The organism is Bacillus sp. MHSD_36, from assembly GCF_030757775.1.
Taxonomy (GTDB): domain Bacteria; phylum Bacillota; class Bacilli; order Bacillales; family Bacillaceae_G; genus Bacillus_A.
Genome location: NZ_JAVBIS010000003.1, coordinates 424852 through 450191, shown reverse-complemented (window position 1 = coordinate 450191; position 25340 = coordinate 424852). Strand labels below are relative to the sequence as shown.

Below are 25340 nucleotides of genomic sequence, written 5' to 3'. Positions count from 1 at the left end.
ATGGGTTTTACATATTTTCATTAGGCAAATTCCGAGAAATCGTATGATAAAAATAAAAATGATGAGGAGAGGATCCGATGGAATTCGAATTTTTCTTTCAAATTGCACTTATTTTATTGAGTACAAAGCTTGCTGGTGATCTTAGTGTTAGATTAGGCCAACCTTCTGTACTGGGTAAATTAATTGTCGGTATCGTTATCGGTCCAGCTGTATTAGGTTGGATTGAGAATTCAGAACTTCTAACGCAATTAAGTAATGTTGGAGTTATTCTTTTAATGTTTATGGCAGGTCTTGAAACAGACTTAGAGGAATTAAACGCAAATCGTAATTCTTCTTTAGCTGTTGCACTTGGAGGTATTATTCTTCCATTCGTAGGCGGTTACGTTTCTGGTCTTATTATGGGAATGGAACAAGGAAATGCAGTATTTTTAGGATTACTTCTATGTGCGACAAGTGTTAGTATTTCCGTACAAACACTTCGCGATTTAGGAAAGATGAAAACACGTGAAAGTACAACTATGCTGGGCGCAGCTGTATTTGATGACATTCTTGTCGTTATTTTATTAGCATTTGCAATGAGCTTCTTAGGTACAGACGATGTTAACTTAACAATGATTATCTTGAAGAAAGTTGTATTCTTCGCTTCTATTATTTTAATCGGATGGAAAGGTGTTCCTGCGATTATGCGCTGGTTATCACCACTACGCGTATCTGAGTCTATCGTAAGCGCGGCTCTTATCATCTGTTTCTCATTCGCATATTTCGGCGAATTATTAGGAATTGCTGGTATTATCGGTGCTTTCGCTGCTGGTATCGCGATTTCTCAAACGAACTACAAACATGAAGTAGAAAAGAAAGTAGAACCAATCGCTTACGCTATGTTCGTTCCAGTATTCTTCGTAAGTATTGGTATGAATATTACATTTGACGGTATTGGCAATCAAATTTGGTTCATCCTAGCATTAACAGTAATCGCTGTATTAACGAAACTAATTGGTTGTGGATTCGGTGCACGAATGACTGGATTTGACGCTAAGTCTTCTGCCATTATCGGTGCTGGAATGGTTTCTCGTGGTGAAGTTGCACTTATCATCGCTGGAACAGGACTTTCTTCAGGTCTACTAGCACAAGATTACTTTACAGCTATCGTTATTGTCGTTATTTTAACTACAATGATTACACCACCAATGTTAAAATACACTTTTGGTGCAAAAGATAAAGCAATGAAAGCAAGTAAATAAGCTTGTTATAATAAAAGGAGATTACTATCTTATAAGATAGTAATCTCCTTTTCATTTCATCTTTAAACAATTCCGTTCTTTTTTAACCATTTTTCAAAAACAATTTGTGCTTCTTCTTCATCCATATCATTACTAAATGAATACACCATAATGCCATATTCATCAACTGGTTCATTTATTCTTTTGTACGCCGTCACTTCTAAATCATATACATCTTCATAATATCCGATATGATAATGTTGACTAAGATCATATTTCTTCATAATAAACAAAAGCAAGCTGTATATTACAGCTCGCTTCATTCATTAAATACGTTCCATCGCTGTCTTCAACGTTCCAACAACAAAAGCAATTTCTTCACTTGAAATAACAAGCGGTGGTGCTAATGTTAAGACGTTATTATATCCTGCTGTTGTCATACCGTTTCGTCCTATAATTAAACCTTTTTCTTTACAAGCATTTACAACGCTTGCAATTTTGTCGTTATCAATTGGATCTTTCGTCTCTTTATCATTTACTAGTTCAATTCCAACTAGTAGACCTTTTCCTCTAATATCCCCTACAAGTGGATGTTCTCCAATTTCTTCTTTTAATTGCTCTAATAAAAGCGAACCCATTTGTGCAGATCGCTCAATTAAATTTTCATTTTCCATAATTTCTAAGTTTTTAAGAGCTAATGCACAAGCTGCAGGATTTCCACCAAATGTATTAATATGACGGAAGAATTCATATTCTCCCTTTCCTTTAAATGCTTCATATATTTCTTTTTTCACAGCTGTCGCTGATAATGGTAAATACGCGCTCGTAATCCCTTTTGCCATCGTAATAATATCTGGCTTCACATCATAATTCATAAATCCAAATGCTTTTCCTGTACGTCCGAAACCACAAATAACTTCATCGCTAATGAGCAATGCACCGTGTTTTTGACACGTTTCATGAACAGCTTTCATATAGTCTTGTGGCGGCATTAAAATGCCTCCGCCCGTAATAATTGGTTCCATAATAAAAGCTGCAATCGTTTCACTTAATTCCCATGTCATAACGCGATCTACTTCTTTTACACATTCTACATCATAAATGTTCTCTCTTTCTATTCCAGGCATACGATAACAATCTGGCGGTGTTACATGTAAAAAGCCTGAAGCAAATGGCTCATATTGATATCTACGCTGTGCTTGTCCCGTCGCTGCCATCGTAGCCATTGTATTGCCATGATACCCGCGGTAACGTGACATAAATTTATAACGATGCGGTTCACCTTTTTGCGCATAGTATTGTCTTGCTATTTTAAAAGCTGTTTCGTTCGCTTCCGAACCACTATTAGAGAAGAAAATAACATACTCTCCTCCAAGCCACTCATTTAATTTTTCTGCAAGCTTTATAGCCGGTTCATGTGATTGTGACATTGGAAAGTATGATAATGTTTGCAATTGCTTATATGCCGCCTCTGCAAGCTCTTTTCTGCCATATCCACTATTCACACACCAAAGACCACTCATACCATCTAAGTATCTTTTTCCTTGTATATCCTCAACCCAGCACCCTTCTGCTTTTGCCCCTACCATTGTACTATTTGGACTAAAGGGACGCATTCCGTGCCAAACATATTGCTCATCTTTCGCTAATAATTCATCAGTCTGTTTCGTTTTCATCATTTCTTCCACCTTCCATAACAACTTATTTTTCACAAAAGCTGCGCTGGTGCCATGATGATTCAAATTTCTCCCTGCTTATTTTCATTCCACAAAATTAAGATAAATCCTACTTACAAAGCAGTATTATTTACAAGAAAATGACAAAAAAAGGAGCTTTTCTTATATATCGAAAAGCCCCTCTTTCTTAATGCGAAGACGCATCACTAATCCCATGACCAGTATTAGATTTCACGAGAATTTCATCAAACTTCGCCGCATCTTCTTTCTTACTAGATAAAATAGTTCCTAAATATGCCGCAAGGAACCCGAGTGGAATCGAAATAATTCCAGGTGTCGTATACGGGAATATCGCTTCCCCAACAAATATAGCTTTTCCAGCTACAGGGTTCCATACATTTGGACTTAACGCTACGAGAACAATGGCTGATACAAGACCAACAATCATACCGGAGATAGCACCTGTCGTATTGAAGCGCTTCCAATATATTGTGAATAATATAACTGGCAAGTTTGCACTCGCTGCTACTGCAAATGCTAATGAAACTAAAAATGCTACGTTCAATGTTTGAGCAAATAACGCTAGTATAATGGATAATACCGCTACTCCAATAGACGCATAGCGAGCCATTGACACTTGCTCTTTTTCCGTTGATTTTCCCTTGCGAATAATTTCATTATAAAAATCATGTGCAAAGGCTGATGCCGCTGTTAATACAAGCCCTGCCACTACAGCTAAAATCGTTGCAAAAGCAATGGCTGATACGAAAGCAAATAAGAAATCTCCACCTAACGCTTTCGCTAATAAAGGTGCAGCCATATTACCAGCAGGATTTGCTTTAATAATTGCCTCATTTCCTACAAATGCGGCTGCCCCAAATCCTAAGAAAATTGTCATAATATAAAATGCGCCAATTAACCACGTAGCATAAACAACAGATTGACGTGCTGTTTTCGCATCACGCACTGTAAAAAAGCGAACAAGAATATGTGGTAATCCAGCTGTACCAAGAACTAGTCCTAAATTTAAAGATAGCGTATCAAGACCATCTTTATACTTTACACCTGGATTTAAAAACGAATCTTTTAATGGTGTAGCTGTTTTCATTTGTGCAAACATTTCAGTCACACTGAAATTAAATTTTGCGAAAACGATAACAGAAATAATAAATGTACCAGCCATAAGTAATACAGCCTTAACAATTTGTACCCAGCTCGTCGCAGTCATTCCGCCAAAAATAACGTACACTGTCATTAATGTACCAACGATTAAAACAGCTGTCGTATATTCGATCCCTAATAATAATTTAATAAGTGCACCCGCCCCAACTAATTGTGCAATCATATAAAAAATCGAAATTGTCATCGTATTAAGCGCTGCAACTCCGCGAACTTTTTTCGCATCAAAACGTGCCGCAATCATATCAGCTAACGTGTACTTCCCTAAATTTCTAAGTGGCTCTGCAACTAAGTATAATACAACTAAATAGGCAACTAAGAAACCGATACTATAAAAGAATCCATCAAACCCAGTTAACGCGATTGCTCCGGCTATACCAAGAAAAGACGCAGCAGACATATAATCTCCCGCAATGGCCAGACCATTTTGCCAACCAGTTAATCCCCCTCCAGCTGTATAAAACTCACTCGCATTTTTCGTTTTCTTCGATGCAAAATAGGTTATAACGAGTGTACCAAGAACGATGATTAAGAATAGTGCAAAAGCGGTTGTATTCAAAGTCAGCCCCTCCCTTTTTGCATATCTTGCAAAATATTTTGTGAGATTTTATCAAAGGATTCCGCTTTTTTGCTGTAAATCATACATAATGACCACGTCATGATAAATTGAGCGAATGCGAAAACCCATGCCCACGTAACATCACCAAATGCCGATGTATTGAGTACCTTTGAATACGATGTTAAAATAGGTAACGCAATAAAAAAGCTTAAAAAGAAAATACTCATTGGAACGATGAACTTCTTTTTCGTCTTTAATAGCAATTGGAATTCTTCTGACTGAACAACCTCTGTATAATTCACCTCATTTTGTAACTTACGTGCTGACGTATCATCTCGTTTCATTCTCTAATCCCCTCTCTTACTAGAAATACAATTCCCCCTTGTATACCTAAAAACTAAATTTTATAAATATTCAGAAACTTATTTTCATTTTAGACAATCCATACATTCCTGCAAAGATTTTTCGATAGACATTTTTCGGCAATTTCTGCTAAGTTTTTAATATACTTTTTCAACATACAATTTACGAACTTCAATCACGTATCAGTGAACCTTTCATATTCGTTATAACAAAATAAAAAAGAGTGCTTATCGCACCACTTCTGTTTTTTTCTCTTTTTCTAAATTACGAGCTGTTTCGCTTAATTCAACATCTTTTCCATCTTTAAGCGTTCCAAATAGGAAATCGAAAACTGGATTGGAAACACCAAACCAAAACTTTTCATTTTTATAATGGTGTAATATGTGCTGTTTTTTTAGCCATCGTCCAAACTTAGTGACAGGACGAATTGGCTTATGTGCAATATAATGTTTCCATTCATAAACGAGAAGCATGATAATCATTCCAATTCCGAATGAAAGTGTAACAGTAACACTTTTTGTTATAGCGTATGATATAAATAAATATATAGTAAAGCTTGGTATACTAAACCATACAGGCAAAAATAAAAGCTTTAAATCATCTGGATACACGTGATGATCATAGTGTAATCTTCTTAACATTTTTAATAAAAATACGTTTTTAGGTGGCTTTAAGTGAAATAAAAAACGGTGTGTCATGTATTCGTTAAGCGTATAAAAAACAATACCAAACAAACACGCTAACATACCGATCCATGTGAATAATTGCATTTTTAAAATAATGATGAAACCAAATAAAATACTATACATAATAACGATATCATGTTGTAAAAAGAACTCTTTCCCCACACTCTTCATGTTTCTTCCCCCTTTTCCAAAAAAACAGCCGCAACAAATCGTTACGACTATTTCTTTTATTTTCTATTCTTATTCTATTCACTTTACAAATTTGCCTGCTGCTCTATTGTCGAGAAAAAATTGTTCGATCCAAATATATTTTGCTTTGGAATAATATGTTCCACTGCAAACACTGTTACTTCTCCTCTTTGTACCTCTCCAATAATGAGTCCAAATACTTCGTGATTTACCGCAAACGTTGGTTGCTTTGTTTGTAGTAATCTTGCCGCAGTATGAAATACCGCTTCATATAGTGGATCCCTATCAGTAATTTCTTTTCGGATTTTTGGTGCTAACGTAATAATAATTTCTTTTCCGTCAATAGTGGTTCGATACATAAAAATCTCCCCTTCAATCTTATGTGAACAACTGTAAAGCTTTGTATGCAAAATGGATAGAATATCCTACTAAAATAATACCTGCTCCGGCTGTTATATAGCCTAGTACTTTTTGCTTTAATAAAGTTCTGCCAAAATGGACAGAAAAAGCGATATTTACATTCCATAAAATAATACCAACGATAATACAAAGACTGTACAAAAACGCTTCTTGTTTCGTTGCCTTCGTGAGCAGTGAGCTAAGTGTACTTCCATATATACCAAACCAAAAAACAAGGTTTAATGGATTGGATATCGCAATTAAAAAACCTGCCATAAACGATTGTTTAAGGCCACCTACCTCTTCTTTTTTATATTCCATATTCGAGTGGGAAATTCCTTGTTTTACACTTTGAAATCCTAAATAAAATAACAAGAAAAAACCTGTGCAATACATAAAAGCTTGTACATATGTATACATAAACAGAGAAGATAAACCGAAATAGATGAGAAGCATAAACAAAATATCTGCAGTCATTCCACCAATTCCAACAACCCACGCATGCCAAAAACCTCGTTCAATTCCTCGTTTTAACATTTCAATATTAATCGGACCTACTGGTGCAGCTAATGAAATACCTAATACAATTTGTTGTATAATCGCTCCAAACATCACTCTATCCTTTCTACTTCCTTTACTATTAAGTAATGATGTAATGATAAAAAATAGACTAGCTTTCATCAAAATATTTACTACTAAAATACCCTTTTTTATCCAAAATATGCAAAAGAGCCACCTAGATGATGGCTCTTACTTTTCTATCTTATGAAGAAAAGGACATTTTCCTTTTATCGGCTCTATATCGTCTCCTATAAAATATTGTTTCCATTCACGATGATCGGGATCACCATAATGACTAATGTTAGGATGTTTCGGCAACTGATCCCACTTTTCAACTCGCTCACGGACCGTTTGTCTTGAATATGCTCCTTTCGGACGATCCCCTTCTAACCCATCAAAGATAGTGCGTGGCTGAAATCCAATAACGAGAGAATTCCCTAAATGCCTAGTTTTTCGTTGTTTATAAGCTGGCGCATTTCCAAATGCAAATATCGATTCACCACCAAATGAAAATTCCCATAGGTGATGGTCTGGGTCTTCAGGAATTTGCTTCGGCCATGTTTGATCATCATTTTCATGTAAATATTGTAGTACTTTCCAAAAGTAATCCCGATAATATTCGAGTGATTGTTCCTCACATTCCGGTTCCACAAAAAGAAAAAAACCTCTTCTTACAATTGGACGCTCTTTCATTAACTCTAAAAAGGATAACATTGTATGTGGCAAATGGTTCCAATCATTATGAGAGAGAAAGGAATAACGAAGCTCATTCTTTTTCAAAGCAGTTAAACCAAAATAACATGGGAAAGTTGGTTCTAATACAATGTTTGAAAAATTTTCAAATTCTTTTGCAACCCAATTCGGTATATCCGTTCTCATTCTCATTCCGTCATTATCTAATAAATAAGACTCATTCATTCTTTCACCTCATTATGTATAGCATTCAATTAAGACTATTACATACTCGGCCTGTCCTATACCTATTTAAAAATTCGACTGAAAAATTATTTAAAAATATAAAAAAATAAAATCGCTTACTTGACTAAATTCTCCCAATTCGTGTATATTTAAATTAATCATTTAGCAGAATATTCAAGATTATAGCATTTTTAGTTTATATTATCTTTTCAAATGAATTTCACTAAATGAAAAACGTAAATGTTTTTTAGGAGGAATTGTAACATGCAAGGAAAAGTAAAATGGTTTAACAACGAAAAAGGTTTTGGATTTATCGAAATGGAAGGCGCTGACGATGTATTCGTACATTTCTCTGCTATTCAAGGCGAAGGCTACAAAGCTTTAGAAGAAGGTCAAGAAGTATCTTTCGATATCACTGAAGGAAACCGTGGACCTCAAGCTGCTAACGTAGTAAAACTTTAATCCAACATATGACAGGAGGTTACCTTACTTGGTAACCTCCTTTGTTATTCCTTTGTATATTTCCGTTTTCCAGAGCAAAAACTATGTGAAATGCGCAATATACAAAGGAGGAATTAGCAATGGGATCAGAAGTAAATGATTTTGAAGAAGTAAAATTCCGTGTGGAAACAGCACAAAAAATGGTAGGATCAGCGACAATTTCAATGGATCCAGATACATTAGAGCATGCGACTACTGCTGTAGAAGCCGCTCGCTCTCAGCTTGAAATTATGAAATCTGTTGCAACAGACTTAGATGAGCCATTTCTGATGAATGAGGAAAAGAAATTAAGCGAGTGCGAGCATCAATTAAATGAAGCGAAGCACTAAAAAACATCCAGAGAATTTTCTCTGGATGTTTTTTCATGACAACTGCTCCCCATACTTTTTCAATGTTTCTCCAACTGTACATTGTCTTATACAAAAGGAATGAGCATAATACTTACTATTCGTCTTTCGGTTATGTTCTCGCAAAAAACACCCTTCACAATACGTTTCTAATAAGTCATTTACCTCCGTAATGAGTTGCTTTTTATCCACCTTTGCACCTCTCTATTCGGTTATTTCTTTATGACTATCTATAACTGTTCCTTCTAATGCTTGCGTAGCTAATTGGTGTGCTTCTTTATTTTGTTTTCTAGCTATCGGCTCGCACACTAGTTTTAATTTCATTTGCTTCGCCTTTTGTTCAATTTGATCTAAGTAATGATTTAAATGCTCATCATAGCAAGGCCATTCTCCAGCCAACTGCTGCAGTACAACTTGCGAATCGCCGCGAAGTGTAACTGCTTCATACTTAATCCCTAATTCCTCGAGTATATTTACGCCATATAGTAATGATGCATATTCCGCTTCATTATTATCATATATGCCTTCTATATATGCATTACGGCGAATTCGGTATTGTTTTTTCCCTTTTTTATAGTATACACATATACCTACTCCAGCCTCTTTCGTCTGAATATCATACCCCCCATCAAAATAAACGAGTATTTCTTGGGGCTCTTCCTCTACTTGTTTATTCAGCTTTTTCATTTCCTTTAATGACCATTCTGCATCCATTTCATCATAAAATGATAGTTCTTTCACTCTTCCTGTCTTCTCGAAATCCTCTGCAAATTGCAGTACATCTTCTATGTTCATATAATCTGTCGTTAATTCCGTCTGCAAACCGCGCTTCGTTTTATACAACCAATGAATTTTATATTTCATACTAGATTCCCCTTATATAAGACTTCTTATATGTAGCCAGCTAATGAAAGCCTCACTTTATTTTATTATATTTTATCAATAGTCACAGCATTATATTCAATGTGATTACATACAAAAAGAGCTATCCCTATAGGAATAGCTCTTTCATCTATTACATAAATCTTTCAAATTGTACTCGTTTATTAATCCAGTACATTACAGGCATACCGATTGCCATGACAACAAATTCACCGATTGCACATGTTATCCAAGTCAACATAAATGGTAAATCAAATGCAAGATGAAGTTCAATTGCAATCATAAACATTGTAATTGTAAAAATAACTGTATTAAAAATCATACGAGCCCAAACACCTTTAATAAATCGCATAGAAATAATCGTTGCAACTAATGCAAGAATAGATTGCCCTACTCCAAATACTAAATCGTAAGCGATCATAGGTGAGAAAAAGAGATTCGTTAAAAATACCCCTAATACAATTCCGTAAATTGCTTTCTTATTAAATACAACGAGATGATTAAACATCTCTGAAATACGAAACTGTACATTCGTAAAGCCAAATGGCTGAATAAGCATAGAAACAGCAATATATAATGCCGCTAAAATACCATTACCGACTAAAGTTCTAATATTCATGACAAAATCTCCTTAGTTTTTTTACGTGGGATGGTTTCGAACCACGTTATTCGTTTTTTAAGCAACAAGATTATATTCTACGCAATACACACTCTTTCGTCAATAGATTCCTATCATTAACTACCTTTTTTCTTTTAGACAACGTATAATAAAACATATGAAAGTTTTAGGAGGTTTCACTTCATGACAGCAACAATTCAAAACGAAAAAGTGATCGTTACCATCTCTGACAAAGGTGCAGAATTACAAAGCGTTCGCTTAAAAGAAGACAATACAGAATACTTATGGCAAGGTGATTCTACTTATTGGGGGCGCCGCGCACCAATTTTATTCCCAATTGTTGGCCGATTAGTAGATAATACATACTACGTAGATGGTAAACCATATTCTTTAACACAACACGGCTTTGCGCGTGATCTTACATTCTCTATAAAAGAACAAAGTGAAACGAAAATCACTTATATTGTAACTAGTAATGAAGAAACATTAAAAAAATACCCATACGAATTCGAATTACTCGTTTCTTATGAGTTAGACGGACAAATCGTTCATGTAACATACGAAGTACATAACCCTGCTTCAAAAGAGATGTTCTTCTCAATCGGAGCACACCCTGGTTTCAACTTCCCCTTATTAGAGGGCGAATCATTTACAGATTATCATTTATCATTTAACGGTTCTGAGCGTTTAGAAACAAGCGTATTAGAAGGACCTTACCTTTCAAGCAAAAAGCAAGTAATCGCTGAAAATGCAACTGAATTACCACTTACATACGATTTATTCAAAAATGATGCACTTATTTTTGAAAATATGAATACGGATGAAATCTCTATTCGTTCTCATAAACATAATAAATTTGTAAAAGTAGAATTTGATGGATTCCCATTTGTCGGCGTATGGACACCAGGCGAGAATGCTCCTTTCTTATGTATCGAACCTTGGTACGGAATTGCCGATGAAGTAACTCCAGCAAAAGATTTCAAGGAAAAAAAAGGAATCCAATCTTTACAAGCGAATGAAACATTTACATGTCGTTATAGCATTACTATTGGCTAATTACTCTATCCCCTACTTCAATGAGACATATAAGTAGGGGATCATCTTATCATTTGGAGGTTTCTCATTTTGATTGAAGTATATATTGATGGTGCATCAAAAGGAAATCCTGGTCCTTCTGGTGCAGGCGTATTTATTAAAGGGGTTCAACCAGCTGTACAATTATCATTACCCCTTGGGACAATGTCCAATCATGAAGCAGAATACCACGCTTTACTTGCAGCATTAAAATATTGCACGGAGCATAATTATAACATTGTCTCTTTTCGTACAGATTCGCAACTTGTCGAGCGAGCTGTCGAAAAAGAATACGCAAAAAATAAAATGTTTGCACCACTATTAGAGGAAGCACTGCAGTACATAAAACGTTTCGATCTCTTTTTTATTAAGTGGATTCCAAGTAGTCAAAATAAAGTTGCTGATGAGTTAGCTAGAAAGGCTATCTTACAAAATTAACGGGGGTATGAGTGTGAAAAAAGATTGGATCGCTCCTCTTGCTTTATTATTTGTCTCTTTTATTTGGGGAGCTACGTTTGTCGTCGTTCAAAATGCTATGTCTTTCGTTGGTCCATTTACTTTTAATGGTATTCGCTTTTTATTCGCTGGAATTATTTTATTATTCGTTCAAATGATTTTCTCAAAAAAAACTTCAAAACAAGATATAAAACAAAGTAGTCTCGCTGGATTAATCGTTGGGTTCTTTTTATGCGTTGGCTATGTGTTACAAACATTTGGCTTACTTTATACAACTTCTTCAAAAGCAGGTTTCTTAACAGGACTTAGTATCGTTATGGTACCCATTTTGTCTTTTATCTTTTTAAAACAAAAAGCTACCATTTTTATCGTAATGGGCATTGCTGTAGCAACAGCAGGATTATACTTATTAACAGCTGGTGATTCTTTTCAATTGAACATGGGAGATATACTCGTTCTCGGTTGCGCAGTTGCTTTCGCTGCTCATATTCTTGTTAACGGCTTCTTCTCTAAGAAAATATCACCTTTATTATTAAGCACATCACAAGTATTAGCTGTCGGTATGTTTTCTTCTATTTGCGCTTTTTTGTTTGAAGATTGGGAAAAATTATTCTCAGTAGCACTATGGACGAATTCTTCCTTTTTATTCGCCCTATTTTTAACTTCTCTATTCGCGACATCCATTGCTTTTTTCATTCAAACATCAGCACAAAAACATACATCTCCAACGAGAGTAGCAATTATTTTCGCAATGGAGCCCGTTTTTGCCGCCTTAACAGGTGTTCTCGTTGCAAACGAACAACTTTCTATTTCCGCTATTGTCGGATGCCTATGTATTTTCTTAGGCATGGTTTTTGTTGAATTACCTTCCAAAACAAAAAAAGAAGCGCAGGCCGCGTGAAGTTACGCTTGTAACTTCCGCATAAAAGCCTTAGCGCTTTTTTTATCTGTAATCTCTTCTTCTTTCAATCGTTCTAATAACGCAACAAAATAACTCCCATCAAACTGGAATTGATGTTTTATTGTCGCTTCTATTGCTGCGTTCACAATTCCATCAGATGCACCCGTATATCCTTGTCCGAACATAATAAACCCTTGTGCTTCCTCTGATAGTTTAAATCCTTTCGTATGTAAGAATGAAAGATAATCTTCTACTGTTTGCATGTTATTCCCACCTACTCAAAAATTCTCCATCTCCTATCATACATGTTTTTACACGCTATGAGAATGAAATTTCTTTGACAACTTTGTAAATCTATCTGAAGTAGACGATAGAGGGTTTCCTTACAATATAAAAGAATATGTAAATGGGAACTTATTTTATATTAAAGGGGATAGGGATACAAAATGAAACAAGCACTATTAATTATCGATGCGCAGCAAGAATTAATGGATGGCACTGAACAAGAAAATGAAGTTTTTCGTAAAACAGAACTACTATCTACACTAAATACAGCCGTACAGAAAGCAATCGATTCAAATGCCCTTATTATTTTCGTAAGAGATATCGATGTTGCTTCTGGTAGCGGCGAAGGATTTGAAGTACATAATGAAATTCAAGTACCTCAGTCCGCAATCCTTATTAATAAAGCAGCAACAAACGCATTTTATGGCACTTCTTTACTAGAACTTTTAAAAGAAGAGAAGATTGGCCATATCGTTATCGGTGGATGTAAAACAGAACATTGCATTGACACCGCTGTTAGAACAGCTACTGTACAAGGATTTGACGTTACATTAATTAAAAATGGTCATTCCACAACTGATTCTAACGTATTATCTGCAGAGCAAATCATTGCTCATCATAATAAAATTCTACATGGACATTATAACGTAGATCATTTTTCTATGGTAAGAGATATTGAGGAAGACCTATTTCAACCGACTCACGATCAATATCGTGATTAATAAAAAAGAATCCTTCATTCAGAAGGATTCTTTTTTATCCAAAAATTTGTGCTGCAATACTGTATAGTTCCCCATTTCTTTTCAAAAATTGATTACTATTTCTCATCATAATTGGTGGTGTATGAACCTTTTGAAAGCCAACAGACTCTAATAGATTCATAAAATCGTTTTTCCCCTCTGGCACATCAATTCTTAATTTACCATGATGCTCTCTTGCTAAATAATGTACAATCCTCATTGCCATCGCATCATCTTCAGCAACGACTGGACCTATTATTTTATTTTCTGGTGTTTGTATACTTAAACCGTAACCTAATACATTTTGTTTATTGTCCTTTACAACGATGCATTGCTCACTTTGTATAATTCTTTTCTTTAAGAATACTTTTCTATTTGTTCCAAACGCATATTCATCTAATTTTATTATTTCTTCTAAATCACACTCCTCATAATTCATCATATAATCTTCATTTCTCATACAATAATTATTCACATTGTACGAGTTACATATGTATTTAGAAACATAACTTACTGCTCTAAATCCCAATTTTTCATATAAAGGTTTCCCTTCATCCGTAGCAATAAGCATAATAGGAGTTTGAGCCGATACGCTCTTCATGCATGCATTCGTTATCGCCTTTCCAATCCCACTTCCCTTATAATTTGGATGTACAATGACCATTCCGATAGACACTAATTTCTCCCCATATAATATAGTTGCTGCGCTAGCAATGAGTTCCTTTCTCACATTCCACACACCATATACAATACCTGAGTCAAAAATAGTCTCAATTTCTTCTTTATTATAATCCCACCCAATATAAGAAGATAATGCTACAATATCGCCTATTTGTTCTTCTCTAAGACGCTCCACCCTAATTTCCAATTCAAGCATACTTCATCCCCTTATCTAGACATTTAAATCATTATTATCAAATCAACTTGTTCATGTTTCACTTTATTTGTCACACACATATCCTATTTTGACCAAGACTATGTGAGATGACAACATCCCTATAAGAATTAAGTACAATAGTAATTAAAAACATACTGATGCAACATTAACCATACAGAAAATAGTTCTATCGTTATTTTTAATATTCCTGCTAGTAGTGCTAGTCTTTAGATAAAATCCATTTTTGGATTGGAAACCACCTATCTTGTAATTAAAATATTACAACTTCAAGTCTCGCCTACTGACCCACCAATTACAGTAACTGTTACGAGTAACGAAAATACGGTCACCTTTGTTTCAGAAAATCCAGATGAAACACTTCCAAATTTTAATTGCTTCTTTGACGGTGAACGCTTCATACGGGTTACTCCTCGAAATGTACGAAATTACCTTTGGACTTGGGTTTGGTGGGATTAAATGAAACAAAAAGAGATTGTAGTTTGGTTGAAACCCAATTACAATCTCTTTTTCATTCTCTTTATCGTATTACTTAATAACTCGTCCAAGCATTTATAACCGAGCATCATCTCAAGTTAATTTAGTCGTAATAAGTTGGCCCGCCTCATTAATCGTTACTTTCCATTTCGCTCCACTAGCAGTCTTCATAATAATACCTTTACTTGCTTCTATTTCAATATCTCCAAACATTCTTCCACCAGTTGTTGCTAACCAAGCGTTCCCATTTTCCATAGAAGACCTCGCAAATATACGATTAATTCGAAAACGTTTATGGTCTTGAACATAACCACTCAGTGTAATTCTCGCTTTATATAGTTGACTCGCCTTCATATTCGATATAATTGTATCGCCTACATTTAATGGAACATCCGATGCAACAACCCAATTTCCAGTTGCACTTAATGCATATTCAATTTTAATTTTCTTCGGGCTCTCTCCCCATCCAAAATACATGCCAAAACAATTCAACATTTGGATTGGATTTTTCGTGAAATCTAGTTCAATCACAACTGGATTACTATCTGGAACATCGATATAGTTTACACTTTGTTCATCTATTAAATTAAAACAATTTGCAAGATTCCCCCCGTAAGGTAATTTTCCACTTGCTTGCTTAACAGTATACTTCTGCTGAGCATTTACTAATATATCATCTTGGTTCCCTATTAAATGTGGTTTATTTAACGTAATTGGCAACTGAATCCGAAGAGATTCTTCATAGGTAGACTTACAAACATTGTATTGTCCTTTATCTACAATAGTTGTGGAAAGTAAATTCGAAAAAAGGTTGTTACGATGCGAATTAGAAGAAAATTCAATGACAATCGGTTCGCTACTCATCCGGTACGTATCCCAAATCATACAATTAAATGTATTATAAGCACCCGTACAACGAATTACTTTTTTCGTTTGCTGTCTACATTGTACTTGAATATCATGAAATGTATTACCTGAACTTTCATTTGGCAAATCACTATTTCCATCTACTTCTATCCCATACTGACATCCATCAATAAATATAGATTGAAATACATTTGCATTAATCCAGCAAGGTGTATTTATATCATCTATAAATTCTGTCTTTAAATGTATTGCAGTTTGAAAATTTTTAATTTGAATAAAGTTAACTTGAAAGAAACTAATATAGTCCCATGCTTTTTGACAATAAAAGTGTATAGCCTTTCCTTTATATGACGACGTTGCATTTATTATATTTATATTTGATATAAGAGAGTGATTAGGAACTTCTATTTGTTGCGAACCGGAAACATAAATAACTGCAGATTGAAACAGTGGATTTATAACTTGAACTGTACCACCTGTTATAGACCCATTTTGTTGCAGTTCAAACGCATTAAAATCTCCATCAATTTGCAACGTAACAGTAGGATCTAGCTCTAACCTTACATTTGATTTAATAACAATCGGTTTTACAATTTTATACGTATTTACCCCTGTAATTCTAACCGTAGAAATTCGATTCGATACACAGTATTCAATCGCTTGTTGAATCGCTACCGAACTATCATTTCCTGAGTTTGGAACTGCACCAAAACAATCAATATGAACACTATTTTCAGGTGCACAATCTCCTTGTGATGAAATATACTCTGACAAAACAAATCCACTCCTCATATTACCTTTTTCATATAATATGTAAGTTTTATCTTAAAAGTTTCTATAATAAAAAAAACAAACGACTTCTACAGTCATTTGTTTAATTCATATATATCTTTCGTTTCTTCTATCATTTTCGTTAACGAGAAATATCTCTCTGCTTTCTCTCGTGCTTTCAGTCTAATACCATTCACCTTGTCTTCATTCTCTTGTAATTCCTCAAGCGCACTTGCAAATACAGATTCACAATATTCAGATATTAAAACACCTGATTCTCCATCTATTACCGCTTCATTGATTCCGCCGACATCTATTGAAATAATTGGTGTCCCTGTGGCCATCGCTTCAATTACCACCATTGGAAATACTTCACGAAAAGATAATAAAAGCAAGGCATCCATATTACCTATAAATCCATGTGGTTCAGAAATATTACCTAACATCTTTACACTTTGTTGCAATCCATACTTTTCTATTTCTTCCATAATAGACTCTTTCTCTGGTCCATCACCAGCAATATAAAACTTAAAATCATCTCTCTTTTTCAACACATTTGCAATTTTCACAAATAGTTGATGGTTTTTTTCTTTGGATAATCTAGCTAATATCCCTACATGATAAGTAGATTCTGTCTTTTTCTGCCGGAATAAAAACTTTTCAATATCCACACCATTATAAATCGTCTTTATTTTTTCTGCAGCTACATGCATTGAAATTAAATTTTTCTTTTCAAACTCACTTACTGTAATAATATTGTTCACATATTTATTCATGAAATAACGAAAAAGAATTGGCATTTTCTTTTCTAATATCGTTACATTATGTTTCGTATACACGACTTTTATCTTTTTTTTCATAAACTTTTGAAGCAAAAAGGAATATAAGACCATTCGTAAACTATTGGCATGAATAAGTTCTATCTTTCGTTCACATATTTCTCTTCGCAAGTAATAAATATTTCTCAAATGATTCCATCGACTAAGCAATATGAAATTTTCTTTTCTAGTAAGAAATTCATATAGTTCCCCATCACCTGCAGCTGTGTATACTGTAAAATTCTCATCACGCAAATTGCTTTCCAATTTACAGAAATAACTTTCGGCTCCTCCAGTTATCAATTTGTCTGTCATCAGCAATATATTCATAATTGCGTCTTCCCAACTACATTGATTTTATTTTTTCTATAGGCATGAAAAGCATACTTACTAAAATAGTAAAAAATTTGTACCGCATTCAATCGTTTTTGTTCCTTTAATAATTTCCAATACCGAAAAGCCGCTCTCATTTTATTTCTCGAAACAGAATTTTCTACAATTCTATACTTCGCTAACACTTGCTGTATTCCTTTTGCTTCATGCCCTTCATGTAATAAGTTTAGCCATAGCGCTGTATCTTCCGGCTGTACATTAGGCATTTCAATATGGAAAATTTTTTCTCGATCAATCATTACTGTTAAACAACCGATAATTGTATTTCCTGCCAAACGATGATAGTCAACAGATTTTGGTACATTCACTTCTCGATTTAGTTCATTACCGTTTTCATCGATTAAACTATACGATGCATATGAAAAGGCCGCATTCATTTCTTCCATAAATAACAATTGTATCTTCAATTTATTTGGCAACCATATATCATCGCTATCTAAAAAAGCAATATATCTTCCTCTCGCCTCTTCAATCGCTAAATTCCGAGCTTTCGCAGCACCAACATTTTCTTTTAATGATATTAGCCTAATACGCGGGTCCCCTTCTATTATCTCTTTAATTTTTGTAGCAGATTGGTCAGTTGAAGCGTCATCAATGATAATCATTTCCCAATTTTCATATGATTGATTTTGTACTGATAAAATCGTCTCACCTATAAATCGTATACTATTATAAGAAGGTGTTATTACAGAAACATGAGGCGCCTTATTATGTGCTGATAGACATTTTACCATCTACCTTTCCCCTTCCTTCATATATTGAAATGTACTTCACAACCATTGCTAAAAATAAAAAGAACGCTTCGTTAATAATGAGTGACAATGACATCATCTGAAATAAAAATCCAATCATAGTCAATAAAAGATACGGTTTTTCACGAAACAGAGTATACTGCGTTAATTTAAACATTAATATGCATAAAAAAGCACTATATAAAAGAAAACCAATTGTACCCGATTCAGACAAAATTTCTAAAAATGTATTGTGCACATATAATTTTTCATTAAATTGAAACTCATAATAATTCGAAAAATTAAACGCACCAATTCCGATATATGGATTGGATACATAATATTTAAAAGCAGCTTCCCATAATGTAAATCTTCCACTTCCATTATCATGCGAAAAATCAGAAATTCGTTTATTCAATATGTCATCCAATTGGCCACCCATTACACTATTCGATAAACTAAAGATCACTACACCAAGCAATAGTAAACTCATTATTATTTTTATTTTTTTTGCAAAACTAGATGTACATACATATACAAAAACGACGAGCACAAGTGCTAATATCCCTCCCCTTGAGAAAGTTAATAAACTTGTCGTAACACATAAAATCAATCCTAAAATGTTCGTCATATTATGTAGGTTTGTCATATAATACATAAAAAATATTGTATTATAAAAAATAAAAATGTTAGGATCATCTAGCAAACCAATTAACCTTGGATATCCTCTATCAACTAAGAGTCCGGCAAAAATTTCTCTTTCTTCTCCACCGTACAATCCAAAGTGCTGTAAACCGACTATATACAGTATTAGACTTACAATATTAAATATAATCCCTACATAAACAATAGATGATTCAAGTGTTGCTATTTCAACATTTCCTACTAAATTTCTCATTATAAAATAACACCCTAAAACAAGTAGCACACCAAAAATCATACGAATACTAGCATGTAAATATATAGAAAGAATTCCACTGAAACAATAAATAAAATAAAATAGTAAAAATACAACTTCATGAAAATATAGCTTTTGAATATGAAAGTTTTTAACTGTTAAACAAAAATATATGACTAAAAAAATCATATATATCTTCAACGAAAATCCAATATATATATTGTATTTACTTAACATGACAAATAATATTAAGAGCATAATCCATTTCATCGATATTTTCATATTATTTTCCATAGGCTATATCCCCTGTTTCGTAATATAATCCTTTTTACGTGTTTTTGTTATAAACGAAAGAAGAAGTTTTTTCAGCTCATAGTCATATAGGAATATACCCACTACTACGATTAACGTATTAAGAACGAGCGCAATAAAATGATATGTATGCAATATATATTGCACCCCAATAAAAGTTACGCCAAAATAAATTGTATAAGGTATGACAATTTGAAATACAATTTTCCCCTTCACTACACTTACCGCTATATACCCAACTAAAGCTACAATTTCAAATAAAACCATAGCATAAGCCGCTCCTATCACTCCACCAATACTACTAAAGCTATAAAGCATAATCCCACCTATCACTAATGCTATACATTGCACAACAGTTCTTTTATTTTGACATCCACTCGTTGTTAAGCCGTCAGCTATAGCAATATTTAAACTTTGCAGCACAATGAGAAATGATAATATTTGGAGTGGCTCTACTGCATTTCTCCATTCCTCATGAAAAAATATAGAAATAAAGTATGGAGCTAAATAATATAAACCTATCGTCATACATATTCCCACAATCGTCATTGATTTTATTTGAAGTAAGTTTAATTTCGTATGCTCTTCTAATTTATTCTGATTATAATGCTTAAAGAGCACTGGATAAAATGCCCCTGCAATCACCCCTGGTACTTGATATAATGCTGCTGGCATCCGATACGCCACCGCGAAAACACCTACCATACTTAATGGCAATGTATAATTAAGTAAAATAGGTGCTAATTGTGGCGTACTCATTATTAAAAAACCACTAATAATAAAAGGTGTCACTTGCCAAAACAACGCTTTATGAATTACAACTTTCATATTCACATTCGTCTTTCTTTTCATTACATATATGCTGCATATACCACCAATCATATAACCAAATCCATATAAACGCGCAGTTATATAAACTGGTAACTCTCCGAGAATACAAAAACATGTAATGATAATGACAACTGCCGCTGATACAACTTTAATAAGCGCTATATACTTCATACGCTCCGTTAGCTGAAAGTAGGCAATCCCTATATTTTGCCAAGTTAATCCTATTAACATGAAAAACATTACGTTTATCATCATATAAATCAAATTTCTATCCGCATACATATAATGAATAGCAATATAGCCGATTATAGAAATAAAAATAAGTAGAATCATCCTTACCTTTATATACGACGATAAAATCATCTCTAAGTCTACTCTATCTTTTGCCCCTTCTCGAAGAAACGTATTCGTAAGTCCTAAATCTGTAAAAAATAACATAACAAACGTCACTGCTATAGCAACACTAAACATCCCATAATTTTGTGCATTAAAAAAATTTGCTAAAGCAATTAAACTCACAGCCTGAAGAAGATTAGCTAAAATCGTGCTATAAAATAGATGGATAATATTATTTAAAATAGATCTACCCATACCTGTTCTCCTTTGCAAGCAACCTACTTACATATATTTATCTTGCACCATTACCATTCAATACGATTAAAACAGTTTTACATAAAATATGAATGTCCATCTTAATCGTTTTCATTTCAATATACTCCATGTCCCATTTCAACTTTTCTTTCGGATCAAGATCATACCCACCATTTATTTGTGCCCATCCTGTTAACCCTGGCTTCACAATTAAACGTTCCTTGAATTCCGGAATATAGGCATCAAATTGTTTATAAAAATACTCTCTCTCTGGCCTAGGTCCAACAAAAGACATATCGCCTTTTAAAACATTGAAAAGTTGCGGCAATTCATCAATTCTCGTTTTTCTTATAAATGATCCAACTTTAGTAATTCTTGGATCATTTTCATCTGCCCACTGTGGTCCATTTATTTCAGCATCTTTTACCATCGACCTTAATTTAAATACATTAAATTTCTTCCCATTCATCCCTAAACGTTCTTGAAAATAAATTGGAGCTCCTGCTGTTTCGAAAGCAATTATAATACAAAAAAACAACATAATTGGCAGCGTTACTAGTAACAATATGAGTGAAAATATAATATCAAACAAGCGCTTTATACTTCGATTCAAAATACTGGTCTTTTCTTGGGCCGGAATCGTATACAACTTGGCTTGATTTGTTTCACGAATCATAGATCGTTACCCCCACATTCAAGAATATAAAACTATACCTATTAATTCACATTCTTTCTTCTTTATATTTGCTATCACTTTTTGCACGGTACGTAGGGAATCTTTTCTCTTCTTAACCGCTAAGACCACTCCATCGCATTTCCCTGCAATCATGTGCGTAGCAGGAAGCTCAAATACTTCAGAGGAATACAAGAAAATGTAATCAAAATCTTCCTTCCATTTTGCAATTACATCATCAAATTCATCTGTAGCAACTAAAGGTGTACCGGTGTGTACTGTTTTTTTTGCAGGAATACAATATAAGTATTTAGATAAGTTACTAGAGAAAGTTTCATAACTACAGGAGGGATCGCTTATTATATCATTCACTGTTTTCGTATGGTTGCTTTGTAATAGTAGATGTAGCTTAGGATCGGAAAAATTCACATCGATAAGTAACACCTTTTTTTTCATTTCTGCAAATACTAGCCCTATATTGACTATAAGCGAGGCAACAACGCCTCTATCCTTCGTTGAACTAATTGTGAACACTTGTTTCCCTGATTTTTTCAACTCGTGATACAGCGTATAAAACTGCTCTTTCATTACAGCATCATGCGGATCAAATGGAAGCTGTTTCTTTGTTTTAAACATCGACATGTTCACCTCGATATATAGATGATTGCGGATCAACTTCTGTAGATTTCTTTTTTCTTTTCGGTTTCATATTTATGTAACCAATAACAGGGATTGTTGTTATTTTCTCCAAATCTTGTTCCACGTATATACGCTCATCAAAATAATCTCGAAATACAGCTAAACCTACTCCAACAAAAAAACTAACAAGTAAAGAGATAGGGATAATAAGTTGCAATTTCGGAAACAGCTTTTCAGCTTTTTCCTGTAACTCAGGGTCAGTTAATATTTTTACTCCCTGTACATTCGTATACTGTTGAAAGCTTTTTTGAGATTGTTCTGCCAGTGACTTTACAATTTCTTTTACAATTTTAGGATCCGAATCTTTTACTGTAACAGTAACAATTTGTGAATTGTCCATATTCACCACTGAAATCTTTTGAGCTAATTCATAACTTGATTGCTCTAATTTCAAAGCTTTTTTGACTGTTGAAATAATAAGTGGACTTTTTAAAATATCAACATACGAAGTTACGAGCTGTTTATTTTCCTGTGTTTTATTTGTTGAATTTTCCTTATTAAACTCATCTAAATTCCCAACGAGAATTTGTGTTGAATATTGATATGAAGGCTTTAATACGTACATAGAGATAAGAATTAGAGAAACAGTTAAACAGCACATCGTCAAAATAATTGTTACTATCCTTCTTTTCAATAACTGTTGAAAATCCTTCATGCTAATTTCTTGCTTCAATTATTTCACCGCCTTTGTCTGAATGACATCCTGCATCTCACTTTCTGCAGATAGTCCTTTCTTTTCTAAATTCGATTGCTTTGTTATATACTTTCCGATCCTGAATGCAAATTTTTCTACAAACAAATAAGAAATTATTGCTAGAATAAACGAAAAAATTAGCGATAAAATTAAAACAATAGATAACGGAAATATTTCATGAAGCATATATACTAGGGAAAATAACGATATGATATGGTATAAATAAAGACTGTAAGAAATCTTCCCTAAATATAATAAGTATTTATTACGTAGCAAGGATGACAAAGTTGATACTGACAAGCTTAATATGACAAATAAACATGCACTTATTGCTACTGCGTAGTCTCGAAATATAAAATTATTGAGCAATTTAATTTCTCCAATAAGCCCTTCATACATATAAAGTAAAATCGCAAATAAAAACCATGCAACTTTCTCATTTTTAGTACGATTACTATAAAAAACTATTACATTATTTTTATATTTCGCAACTAGTGCTCCTAGTAAAAACAGCACTGTGTAATGCAGGGTTAATGCATAGCTTGTTAATGTTAAACTTGAGTGAAATAATAATAAAATCACGACAGAACATATACTAAAACTAAACAATGTCAATAACGAATCCCTCAACGTTTTTCGTAAACAAACCATCAAAATTAACGGGAAAATTATTGATATTCGCATTTCATGAACAAGTGACCAAATTACGCCGTTATATGCATCTGTATTATATTTCCCAACCAATAATATATGCTGCACGATTAAGCTTAAAGAACTTTCAATCGTCCATGAGCGATTAAACCATTCACTTAAATAAGAAATTCCATATTCACTCATTGTAGTTTGGCATAAAATAGCTATAAGTATTGCTACGATATATGGAATATAAATTCTGCATATACGCTTTAAAAGGAATGATCCATAGCTATCGTAGTTGTTTTGAATAGATTTATACAAAACAAATCCACTCAAAACAAAAAAGATAATAACAGATTCGTTACCACTACTAAAAATTAGACGAGCAGGTGTTTCTTTTAATAGATACATAACAAATGGTTTATTATCTTCATAACTGTAATTTTGAAATACTGAAAAAATCATTAAATGATGGCCGATCATTACTACCAATGAGGAAATTCCTCGAATTGAATCCAGCTCCTCATACCTCTCCATCGTTTTACATCAACTCCTACCGAAATGATAATAATCATTTCAAAGCGACACCATTATTCATATTCCTCTCCTTTCTTTTCATTCCAATTTTTCATATGAAAATGATTTTATATTGTAATTTTGAATGTATTGTAACATTTTTTGTAATATTATGAATAGCAAATCTCCAAAATTGGCATATACCAATTTCAACCTCGAAAAATGAAAAATATTGGTAGAAAAACACTATGAAAATATCTTGTATATTTACAAAAATTAAAGAGAGAAATAGAGTGATTTCAATATAGAACAAAAAAAAGATAGCCTTTATCGGCTATCTTTTTTTGTTCTATTTAGTTGCTAGAGCCACTATATGCGACATGTCGTTTCTCAATTCGTTCCTCAATTTCTTTCATATTTTCTTTATTATTTAATAGTGATTGTTTATTTTCAATTAATAATTGTTTAAAAGATTTTCTCACTTTTTTTCTCATTTTTTATTGTCCTCCTTGGGGGATGGTTTATATAAAGTGAAACTTTAATCAGTGGGGTTTTTCTTCATCCCCCACTGATTATTAGTTGAACCAATCGGACTTTTATGGGCAGTTGATCCCCCACCTAACTTCTTTGCTTTCGCTGAATTTTGAGGTGGGGGGTCTTACTGCCCATTAAAGTGGGATAAAAGATAAAGCATTATCTGGTTGTTCTTATAATAATTGATTGTTGTGAATTCCATTTGAACTTCATATGAAAATACCGCTTATTTTCTGACAACTTTGTGAACAAGAAAAAATCTCCGTAAAACCGCTTTGTAGTTGCTTCATTTCATTACATAAATCGCCATTTACGTCATCTTATATCAATTTACCTTGTCGAAATATTTATATATTTTAAGCTACATTCCATATACTTTCATCTACTAAAATTCTTTTTTTCAAAATAAAAAAGAAGGTGTCACCTAGTCAAATTTCGACTCATGCAAC

At 33.6% G+C, this 25340-nt stretch carries 30 protein-coding genes, 1 pseudogene and 1 riboswitch; of the genes and pseudogenes, 8 read left to right on the top strand and 23 right to left on the bottom strand.

Features of this window, described 5'->3' with window-relative positions; translation table 11 throughout:
- Positions 1-77 precede the first annotated feature (77 nt).
- On the top strand, positions 78-1241 hold the full coding sequence (locus Q9B79_RS15525) for a cation:proton antiporter (protein ID WP_306185612.1): 1164 nt from the start codon (positions 78-80) through the stop codon (positions 1239-1241).
- 62 nt (positions 1242-1303) lie between these two features.
- Here the strand turns inward: Q9B79_RS15525 and Q9B79_RS15520 are convergent, their stop codons facing one another.
- The 8 genes from Q9B79_RS15520 to Q9B79_RS15485 form a co-directional block, all read right to left on the bottom strand.
- Positions 1304-1504: a DUF3986 family protein gene (locus tag Q9B79_RS15520; RefSeq protein ID WP_306186183.1), complete on the bottom strand. Its 201-nt coding sequence runs from the start codon at positions 1502-1504 to the stop codon at positions 1304-1306.
- Positions 1505-1546: 42 nt separating this feature from the next.
- Positions 1547-2896: an aspartate aminotransferase family protein gene (locus Q9B79_RS15515; protein WP_306185610.1), complete on the bottom strand. Its 1350-nt coding sequence runs from the start codon at positions 2894-2896 to the stop codon at positions 1547-1549.
- Positions 2897-3083: 187 nt separating this feature from the next.
- On the bottom strand, positions 3084-4634 hold the full coding sequence (locus Q9B79_RS15510) for a solute symporter family protein (protein WP_306185608.1): 1551 nt from the start codon (positions 4632-4634) through the stop codon (positions 3084-3086).
- Between the two features lie 2 nt (positions 4635-4636).
- Entirely contained in the window at positions 4637-4978 is a 342-nt protein-coding gene (locus tag Q9B79_RS15505; protein ID WP_306185606.1) for a DUF485 domain-containing protein, read from the bottom strand.
- Positions 4979-5224: 246 nt separating this feature from the next.
- Complete coding sequence (locus Q9B79_RS15500; RefSeq protein ID WP_306185603.1) at positions 5225-5854, bottom strand: sterol desaturase family protein; 630 nt, start codon at positions 5852-5854, stop codon at positions 5225-5227.
- A gap of 83 nt (positions 5855-5937) precedes the next feature.
- Positions 5938-6231, bottom strand: coding sequence for a cytoplasmic protein (locus tag Q9B79_RS15495; protein WP_306185601.1), 294 nt, complete (start codon positions 6229-6231; stop codon positions 5938-5940).
- 19 nt (positions 6232-6250) lie between these two features.
- Positions 6251-6883 (bottom strand): LysE family transporter, encoded by a 633-nt coding sequence (locus tag Q9B79_RS15490; protein ID WP_306186181.1) that lies wholly within the window; start codon positions 6881-6883, stop codon positions 6251-6253.
- Between the two features lie 138 nt (positions 6884-7021).
- Entirely contained in the window at positions 7022-7750 is a 729-nt protein-coding gene (locus Q9B79_RS15485) for a YqcI/YcgG family protein (RefSeq protein WP_306185599.1), read from the bottom strand.
- A 264-nt stretch (positions 7751-8014) separates the two neighbouring features.
- On the opposite strand from Q9B79_RS15485, the gene cspB reads away from it, so the two are divergent.
- On the top strand, positions 8015-8212 hold the full coding sequence (gene cspB / locus Q9B79_RS15480) for a cold shock-like protein CspB (RefSeq protein ID WP_001161732.1): 198 nt from the start codon (positions 8015-8017) through the stop codon (positions 8210-8212).
- Positions 8213-8331: 119 nt separating this feature from the next.
- The gene (locus Q9B79_RS15475; RefSeq protein WP_171484745.1) at positions 8332-8580 is read left to right on the top strand and encodes a DUF2564 family protein; all 249 of its coding nucleotides are present in this window, start codon (positions 8332-8334) and stop codon (positions 8578-8580) included.
- Positions 8581-8613: 33 nt separating this feature from the next.
- Here Q9B79_RS15475 and Q9B79_RS15470 read toward each other — a convergent pair whose 3' ends face one another.
- From Q9B79_RS15470 to Q9B79_RS15460, 3 genes are all read right to left on the bottom strand, one after another.
- The gene (locus Q9B79_RS15470) at positions 8614-8790 is read right to left on the bottom strand and encodes a zinc-finger domain-containing protein (protein ID WP_000358801.1); all 177 of its coding nucleotides are present in this window, start codon (positions 8788-8790) and stop codon (positions 8614-8616) included.
- Positions 8791-8802: 12 nt separating this feature from the next.
- Entirely contained in the window at positions 8803-9462 is a 660-nt protein-coding gene (locus tag Q9B79_RS15465) for a ribonuclease H family protein (protein ID WP_306185595.1), read from the bottom strand.
- A 151-nt stretch (positions 9463-9613) separates the two neighbouring features.
- The gene (locus tag Q9B79_RS15460; protein WP_306185593.1) at positions 9614-10099 is read right to left on the bottom strand and encodes a QueT transporter family protein; all 486 of its coding nucleotides are present in this window, start codon (positions 10097-10099) and stop codon (positions 9614-9616) included.
- A 6-nt stretch (positions 10100-10105) separates the two neighbouring features.
- A riboswitch (PreQ1 riboswitch) is annotated at positions 10106-10150 on the bottom strand.
- A gap of 132 nt (positions 10151-10282) precedes the next feature.
- Between Q9B79_RS15460 and Q9B79_RS15455 the strand changes: the two genes are divergently transcribed.
- From Q9B79_RS15455 to Q9B79_RS15445, 3 genes are all read left to right on the top strand, one after another.
- The gene (locus Q9B79_RS15455; protein WP_306185591.1) at positions 10283-11155 is read left to right on the top strand and encodes an aldose 1-epimerase family protein; all 873 of its coding nucleotides are present in this window, start codon (positions 10283-10285) and stop codon (positions 11153-11155) included.
- A 69-nt stretch (positions 11156-11224) separates the two neighbouring features.
- Positions 11225-11611: a reverse transcriptase-like protein gene (locus Q9B79_RS15450; protein ID WP_071730534.1), complete on the top strand. Its 387-nt coding sequence runs from the start codon at positions 11225-11227 to the stop codon at positions 11609-11611.
- Between the two features lie 13 nt (positions 11612-11624).
- The gene (locus Q9B79_RS15445; RefSeq protein WP_306185589.1) at positions 11625-12530 is read left to right on the top strand and encodes a DMT family transporter; all 906 of its coding nucleotides are present in this window, start codon (positions 11625-11627) and stop codon (positions 12528-12530) included.
- A gap of 2 nt (positions 12531-12532) precedes the next feature.
- On the opposite strand, the gene Q9B79_RS15440 is transcribed toward Q9B79_RS15445, so the two are convergent.
- A complete protein-coding gene (locus tag Q9B79_RS15440; RefSeq protein ID WP_063224108.1) occupies positions 12533-12793 on the bottom strand; it encodes a DUF6123 family protein in 261 nt (86 codons plus the stop codon).
- Between the two features lie 183 nt (positions 12794-12976).
- On the opposite strand from Q9B79_RS15440, the gene Q9B79_RS15435 reads away from it, so the two are divergent.
- The gene (locus Q9B79_RS15435; protein WP_306185585.1) at positions 12977-13537 is read left to right on the top strand and encodes a cysteine hydrolase family protein; all 561 of its coding nucleotides are present in this window, start codon (positions 12977-12979) and stop codon (positions 13535-13537) included.
- A gap of 34 nt (positions 13538-13571) precedes the next feature.
- Here the strand turns inward: Q9B79_RS15435 and Q9B79_RS15430 are convergent, their stop codons facing one another.
- Positions 13572-14432, bottom strand: coding sequence for a GNAT family N-acetyltransferase (locus tag Q9B79_RS15430; protein ID WP_306185583.1), 861 nt, complete (start codon positions 14430-14432; stop codon positions 13572-13574).
- Positions 14433-14711: 279 nt separating this feature from the next.
- Between Q9B79_RS15430 and Q9B79_RS27000 the strand changes: the two are divergent.
- Positions 14712-14909: pseudogene (locus tag Q9B79_RS27000) on the top strand (hypothetical protein); the annotation flags it as partial.
- 111 nt (positions 14910-15020) lie between these two features.
- On the opposite strand, the gene Q9B79_RS15420 reads toward Q9B79_RS27000, so the two are convergent.
- From Q9B79_RS15420 to Q9B79_RS15375, 10 genes are all read right to left on the bottom strand, one after another.
- Positions 15021-16568: a glycoside hydrolase family protein gene (locus Q9B79_RS15420; protein ID WP_306185580.1), complete on the bottom strand. Its 1548-nt coding sequence runs from the start codon at positions 16566-16568 to the stop codon at positions 15021-15023.
- A gap of 92 nt (positions 16569-16660) precedes the next feature.
- Positions 16661-17713 carry a glycosyltransferase family 4 protein gene (locus Q9B79_RS15415; RefSeq protein ID WP_306185578.1) on the bottom strand — a complete coding sequence of 351 codons (1053 nt, stop codon included), beginning with the start codon at positions 17711-17713 and terminating at the stop codon, positions 16661-16663.
- Positions 17710-18510, bottom strand: a complete 801-nt coding sequence (locus Q9B79_RS15410) for a glycosyltransferase family 2 protein (RefSeq protein WP_306185576.1) — start codon at positions 18508-18510, stop codon at positions 17710-17712. Before Q9B79_RS15410 ends, Q9B79_RS15415 begins: the two co-directional genes overlap by 4 nt.
- Complete coding sequence (locus Q9B79_RS15405; RefSeq protein ID WP_306185574.1) at positions 18485-19699, bottom strand: O-antigen ligase family protein; 1215 nt, start codon at positions 19697-19699, stop codon at positions 18485-18487. The genes Q9B79_RS15410 and Q9B79_RS15405 overlap by 26 nt, the downstream gene beginning before the upstream one ends.
- 3 nt (positions 19700-19702) lie before the next feature.
- Complete coding sequence (locus Q9B79_RS15400; RefSeq protein ID WP_306185572.1) at positions 19703-21139, bottom strand: oligosaccharide flippase family protein; 1437 nt, start codon at positions 21137-21139, stop codon at positions 19703-19705.
- 37 nt (positions 21140-21176) lie between these two features.
- Positions 21177-21815 (bottom strand): sugar transferase, encoded by a 639-nt coding sequence (locus Q9B79_RS15395; protein ID WP_087964799.1) that lies wholly within the window; start codon positions 21813-21815, stop codon positions 21177-21179.
- 18 nt (positions 21816-21833) lie between these two features.
- On the bottom strand, positions 21834-22454 hold the full coding sequence (locus Q9B79_RS15390; RefSeq protein WP_306185569.1) for a CpsD/CapB family tyrosine-protein kinase: 621 nt from the start codon (positions 22452-22454) through the stop codon (positions 21834-21836).
- Positions 22441-23184, bottom strand: coding sequence for a YveK family protein (locus Q9B79_RS15385; RefSeq protein WP_306185567.1), 744 nt, complete (start codon positions 23182-23184; stop codon positions 22441-22443). Before Q9B79_RS15385 ends, Q9B79_RS15390 begins: the two co-directional genes overlap by 14 nt.
- Positions 23185-24378, bottom strand: coding sequence for an acyltransferase family protein (locus tag Q9B79_RS15380; RefSeq protein ID WP_306185565.1), 1194 nt, complete (start codon positions 24376-24378; stop codon positions 23185-23187).
- A 332-nt stretch (positions 24379-24710) separates the two neighbouring features.
- Complete coding sequence (locus Q9B79_RS15375) at positions 24711-24851, bottom strand: FbpB family small basic protein (RefSeq protein ID WP_048527108.1); 141 nt, start codon at positions 24849-24851, stop codon at positions 24711-24713.
- Positions 24852-25340 lie beyond the last annotated feature (489 nt).

Bases quoted from the DNA above. Each gene is read 5' to 3' on its own strand.
- Q9B79_RS15525 (WP_306185612.1), top strand. From the start codon at position 78: ATGGAATTCGAATTTTTCTTTCAAATTGCACTTATTTTATTGAGTACA.
- Q9B79_RS15520 (WP_306186183.1), bottom strand. From the start codon at position 1,504: ATGAAGAAATATGATCTTAGTCAACATTATCATATCGGATATTATGAA.
- Q9B79_RS15515 (WP_306185610.1), bottom strand. From the start codon at position 2,896: ATGAAAACGAAACAGACTGATGAATTATTAGCGAAAGATGAGCAATAT.
- Q9B79_RS15505 (WP_306185606.1), bottom strand. From the start codon at position 4,978: ATGAAACGAGATGATACGTCAGCACGTAAGTTACAAAATGAGGTGAAT.
- Q9B79_RS15500 (WP_306185603.1), bottom strand. From the start codon at position 5,854: ATGAAGAGTGTGGGGAAAGAGTTCTTTTTACAACATGATATCGTTATT.
- Q9B79_RS15495 (WP_306185601.1), bottom strand. From the start codon at position 6,231: ATGTATCGAACCACTATTGACGGAAAAGAAATTATTATTACGTTAGCA.
- Q9B79_RS15490 (WP_306186181.1), bottom strand. From the start codon at position 6,883: ATGTTTGGAGCGATTATACAACAAATTGTATTAGGTATTTCATTAGCT.
- Q9B79_RS15485 (WP_306185599.1), bottom strand. From the start codon at position 7,750: ATGAATGAGTCTTATTTATTAGATAATGACGGAATGAGAATGAGAACG.
- cspB (WP_001161732.1), top strand. From the start codon at position 8,015: ATGCAAGGAAAAGTAAAATGGTTTAACAACGAAAAAGGTTTTGGATTT.
- Q9B79_RS15475 (WP_171484745.1), top strand. From the start codon at position 8,332: ATGGGATCAGAAGTAAATGATTTTGAAGAAGTAAAATTCCGTGTGGAA.
- Q9B79_RS15465 (WP_306185595.1), bottom strand. From the start codon at position 9,462: ATGAAATATAAAATTCATTGGTTGTATAAAACGAAGCGCGGTTTGCAG.
- Q9B79_RS15460 (WP_306185593.1), bottom strand. From the start codon at position 10,099: ATGAATATTAGAACTTTAGTCGGTAATGGTATTTTAGCGGCATTATAT.
- Q9B79_RS15455 (WP_306185591.1), top strand. From the start codon at position 10,283: ATGACAGCAACAATTCAAAACGAAAAAGTGATCGTTACCATCTCTGAC.
- Q9B79_RS15440 (WP_063224108.1), bottom strand. From the start codon at position 12,793: ATGCAAACAGTAGAAGATTATCTTTCATTCTTACATACGAAAGGATTT.
- Q9B79_RS15435 (WP_306185585.1), top strand. From the start codon at position 12,977: ATGAAACAAGCACTATTAATTATCGATGCGCAGCAAGAATTAATGGAT.
- Q9B79_RS15430 (WP_306185583.1), bottom strand. From the start codon at position 14,432: ATGCTTGAATTGGAAATTAGGGTGGAGCGTCTTAGAGAAGAACAAATA.
- Q9B79_RS15415 (WP_306185578.1), bottom strand. From the start codon at position 17,713: ATGAATATATTGCTGATGACAGACAAATTGATAACTGGAGGAGCCGAA.
- Q9B79_RS15410 (WP_306185576.1), bottom strand. From the start codon at position 18,510: ATGGTAAAATGTCTATCAGCACATAATAAGGCGCCTCATGTTTCTGTA.
- Q9B79_RS15405 (WP_306185574.1), bottom strand. From the start codon at position 19,699: ATGGAAAATAATATGAAAATATCGATGAAATGGATTATGCTCTTAATA.
- Q9B79_RS15400 (WP_306185572.1), bottom strand. From the start codon at position 21,139: ATGGGTAGATCTATTTTAAATAATATTATCCATCTATTTTATAGCACG.
- Q9B79_RS15395 (WP_087964799.1), bottom strand. From the start codon at position 21,815: ATGATTCGTGAAACAAATCAAGCCAAGTTGTATACGATTCCGGCCCAA.
- Q9B79_RS15390 (WP_306185569.1), bottom strand. From the start codon at position 22,454: ATGTCGATGTTTAAAACAAAGAAACAGCTTCCATTTGATCCGCATGAT.
- Q9B79_RS15380 (WP_306185565.1), bottom strand. From the start codon at position 24,378: ATGGAGAGGTATGAGGAGCTGGATTCAATTCGAGGAATTTCCTCATTG.
- Q9B79_RS15375 (WP_048527108.1), bottom strand. From the start codon at position 24,851: ATGAGAAAAAAAGTGAGAAAATCTTTTAAACAATTATTAATTGAAAAT.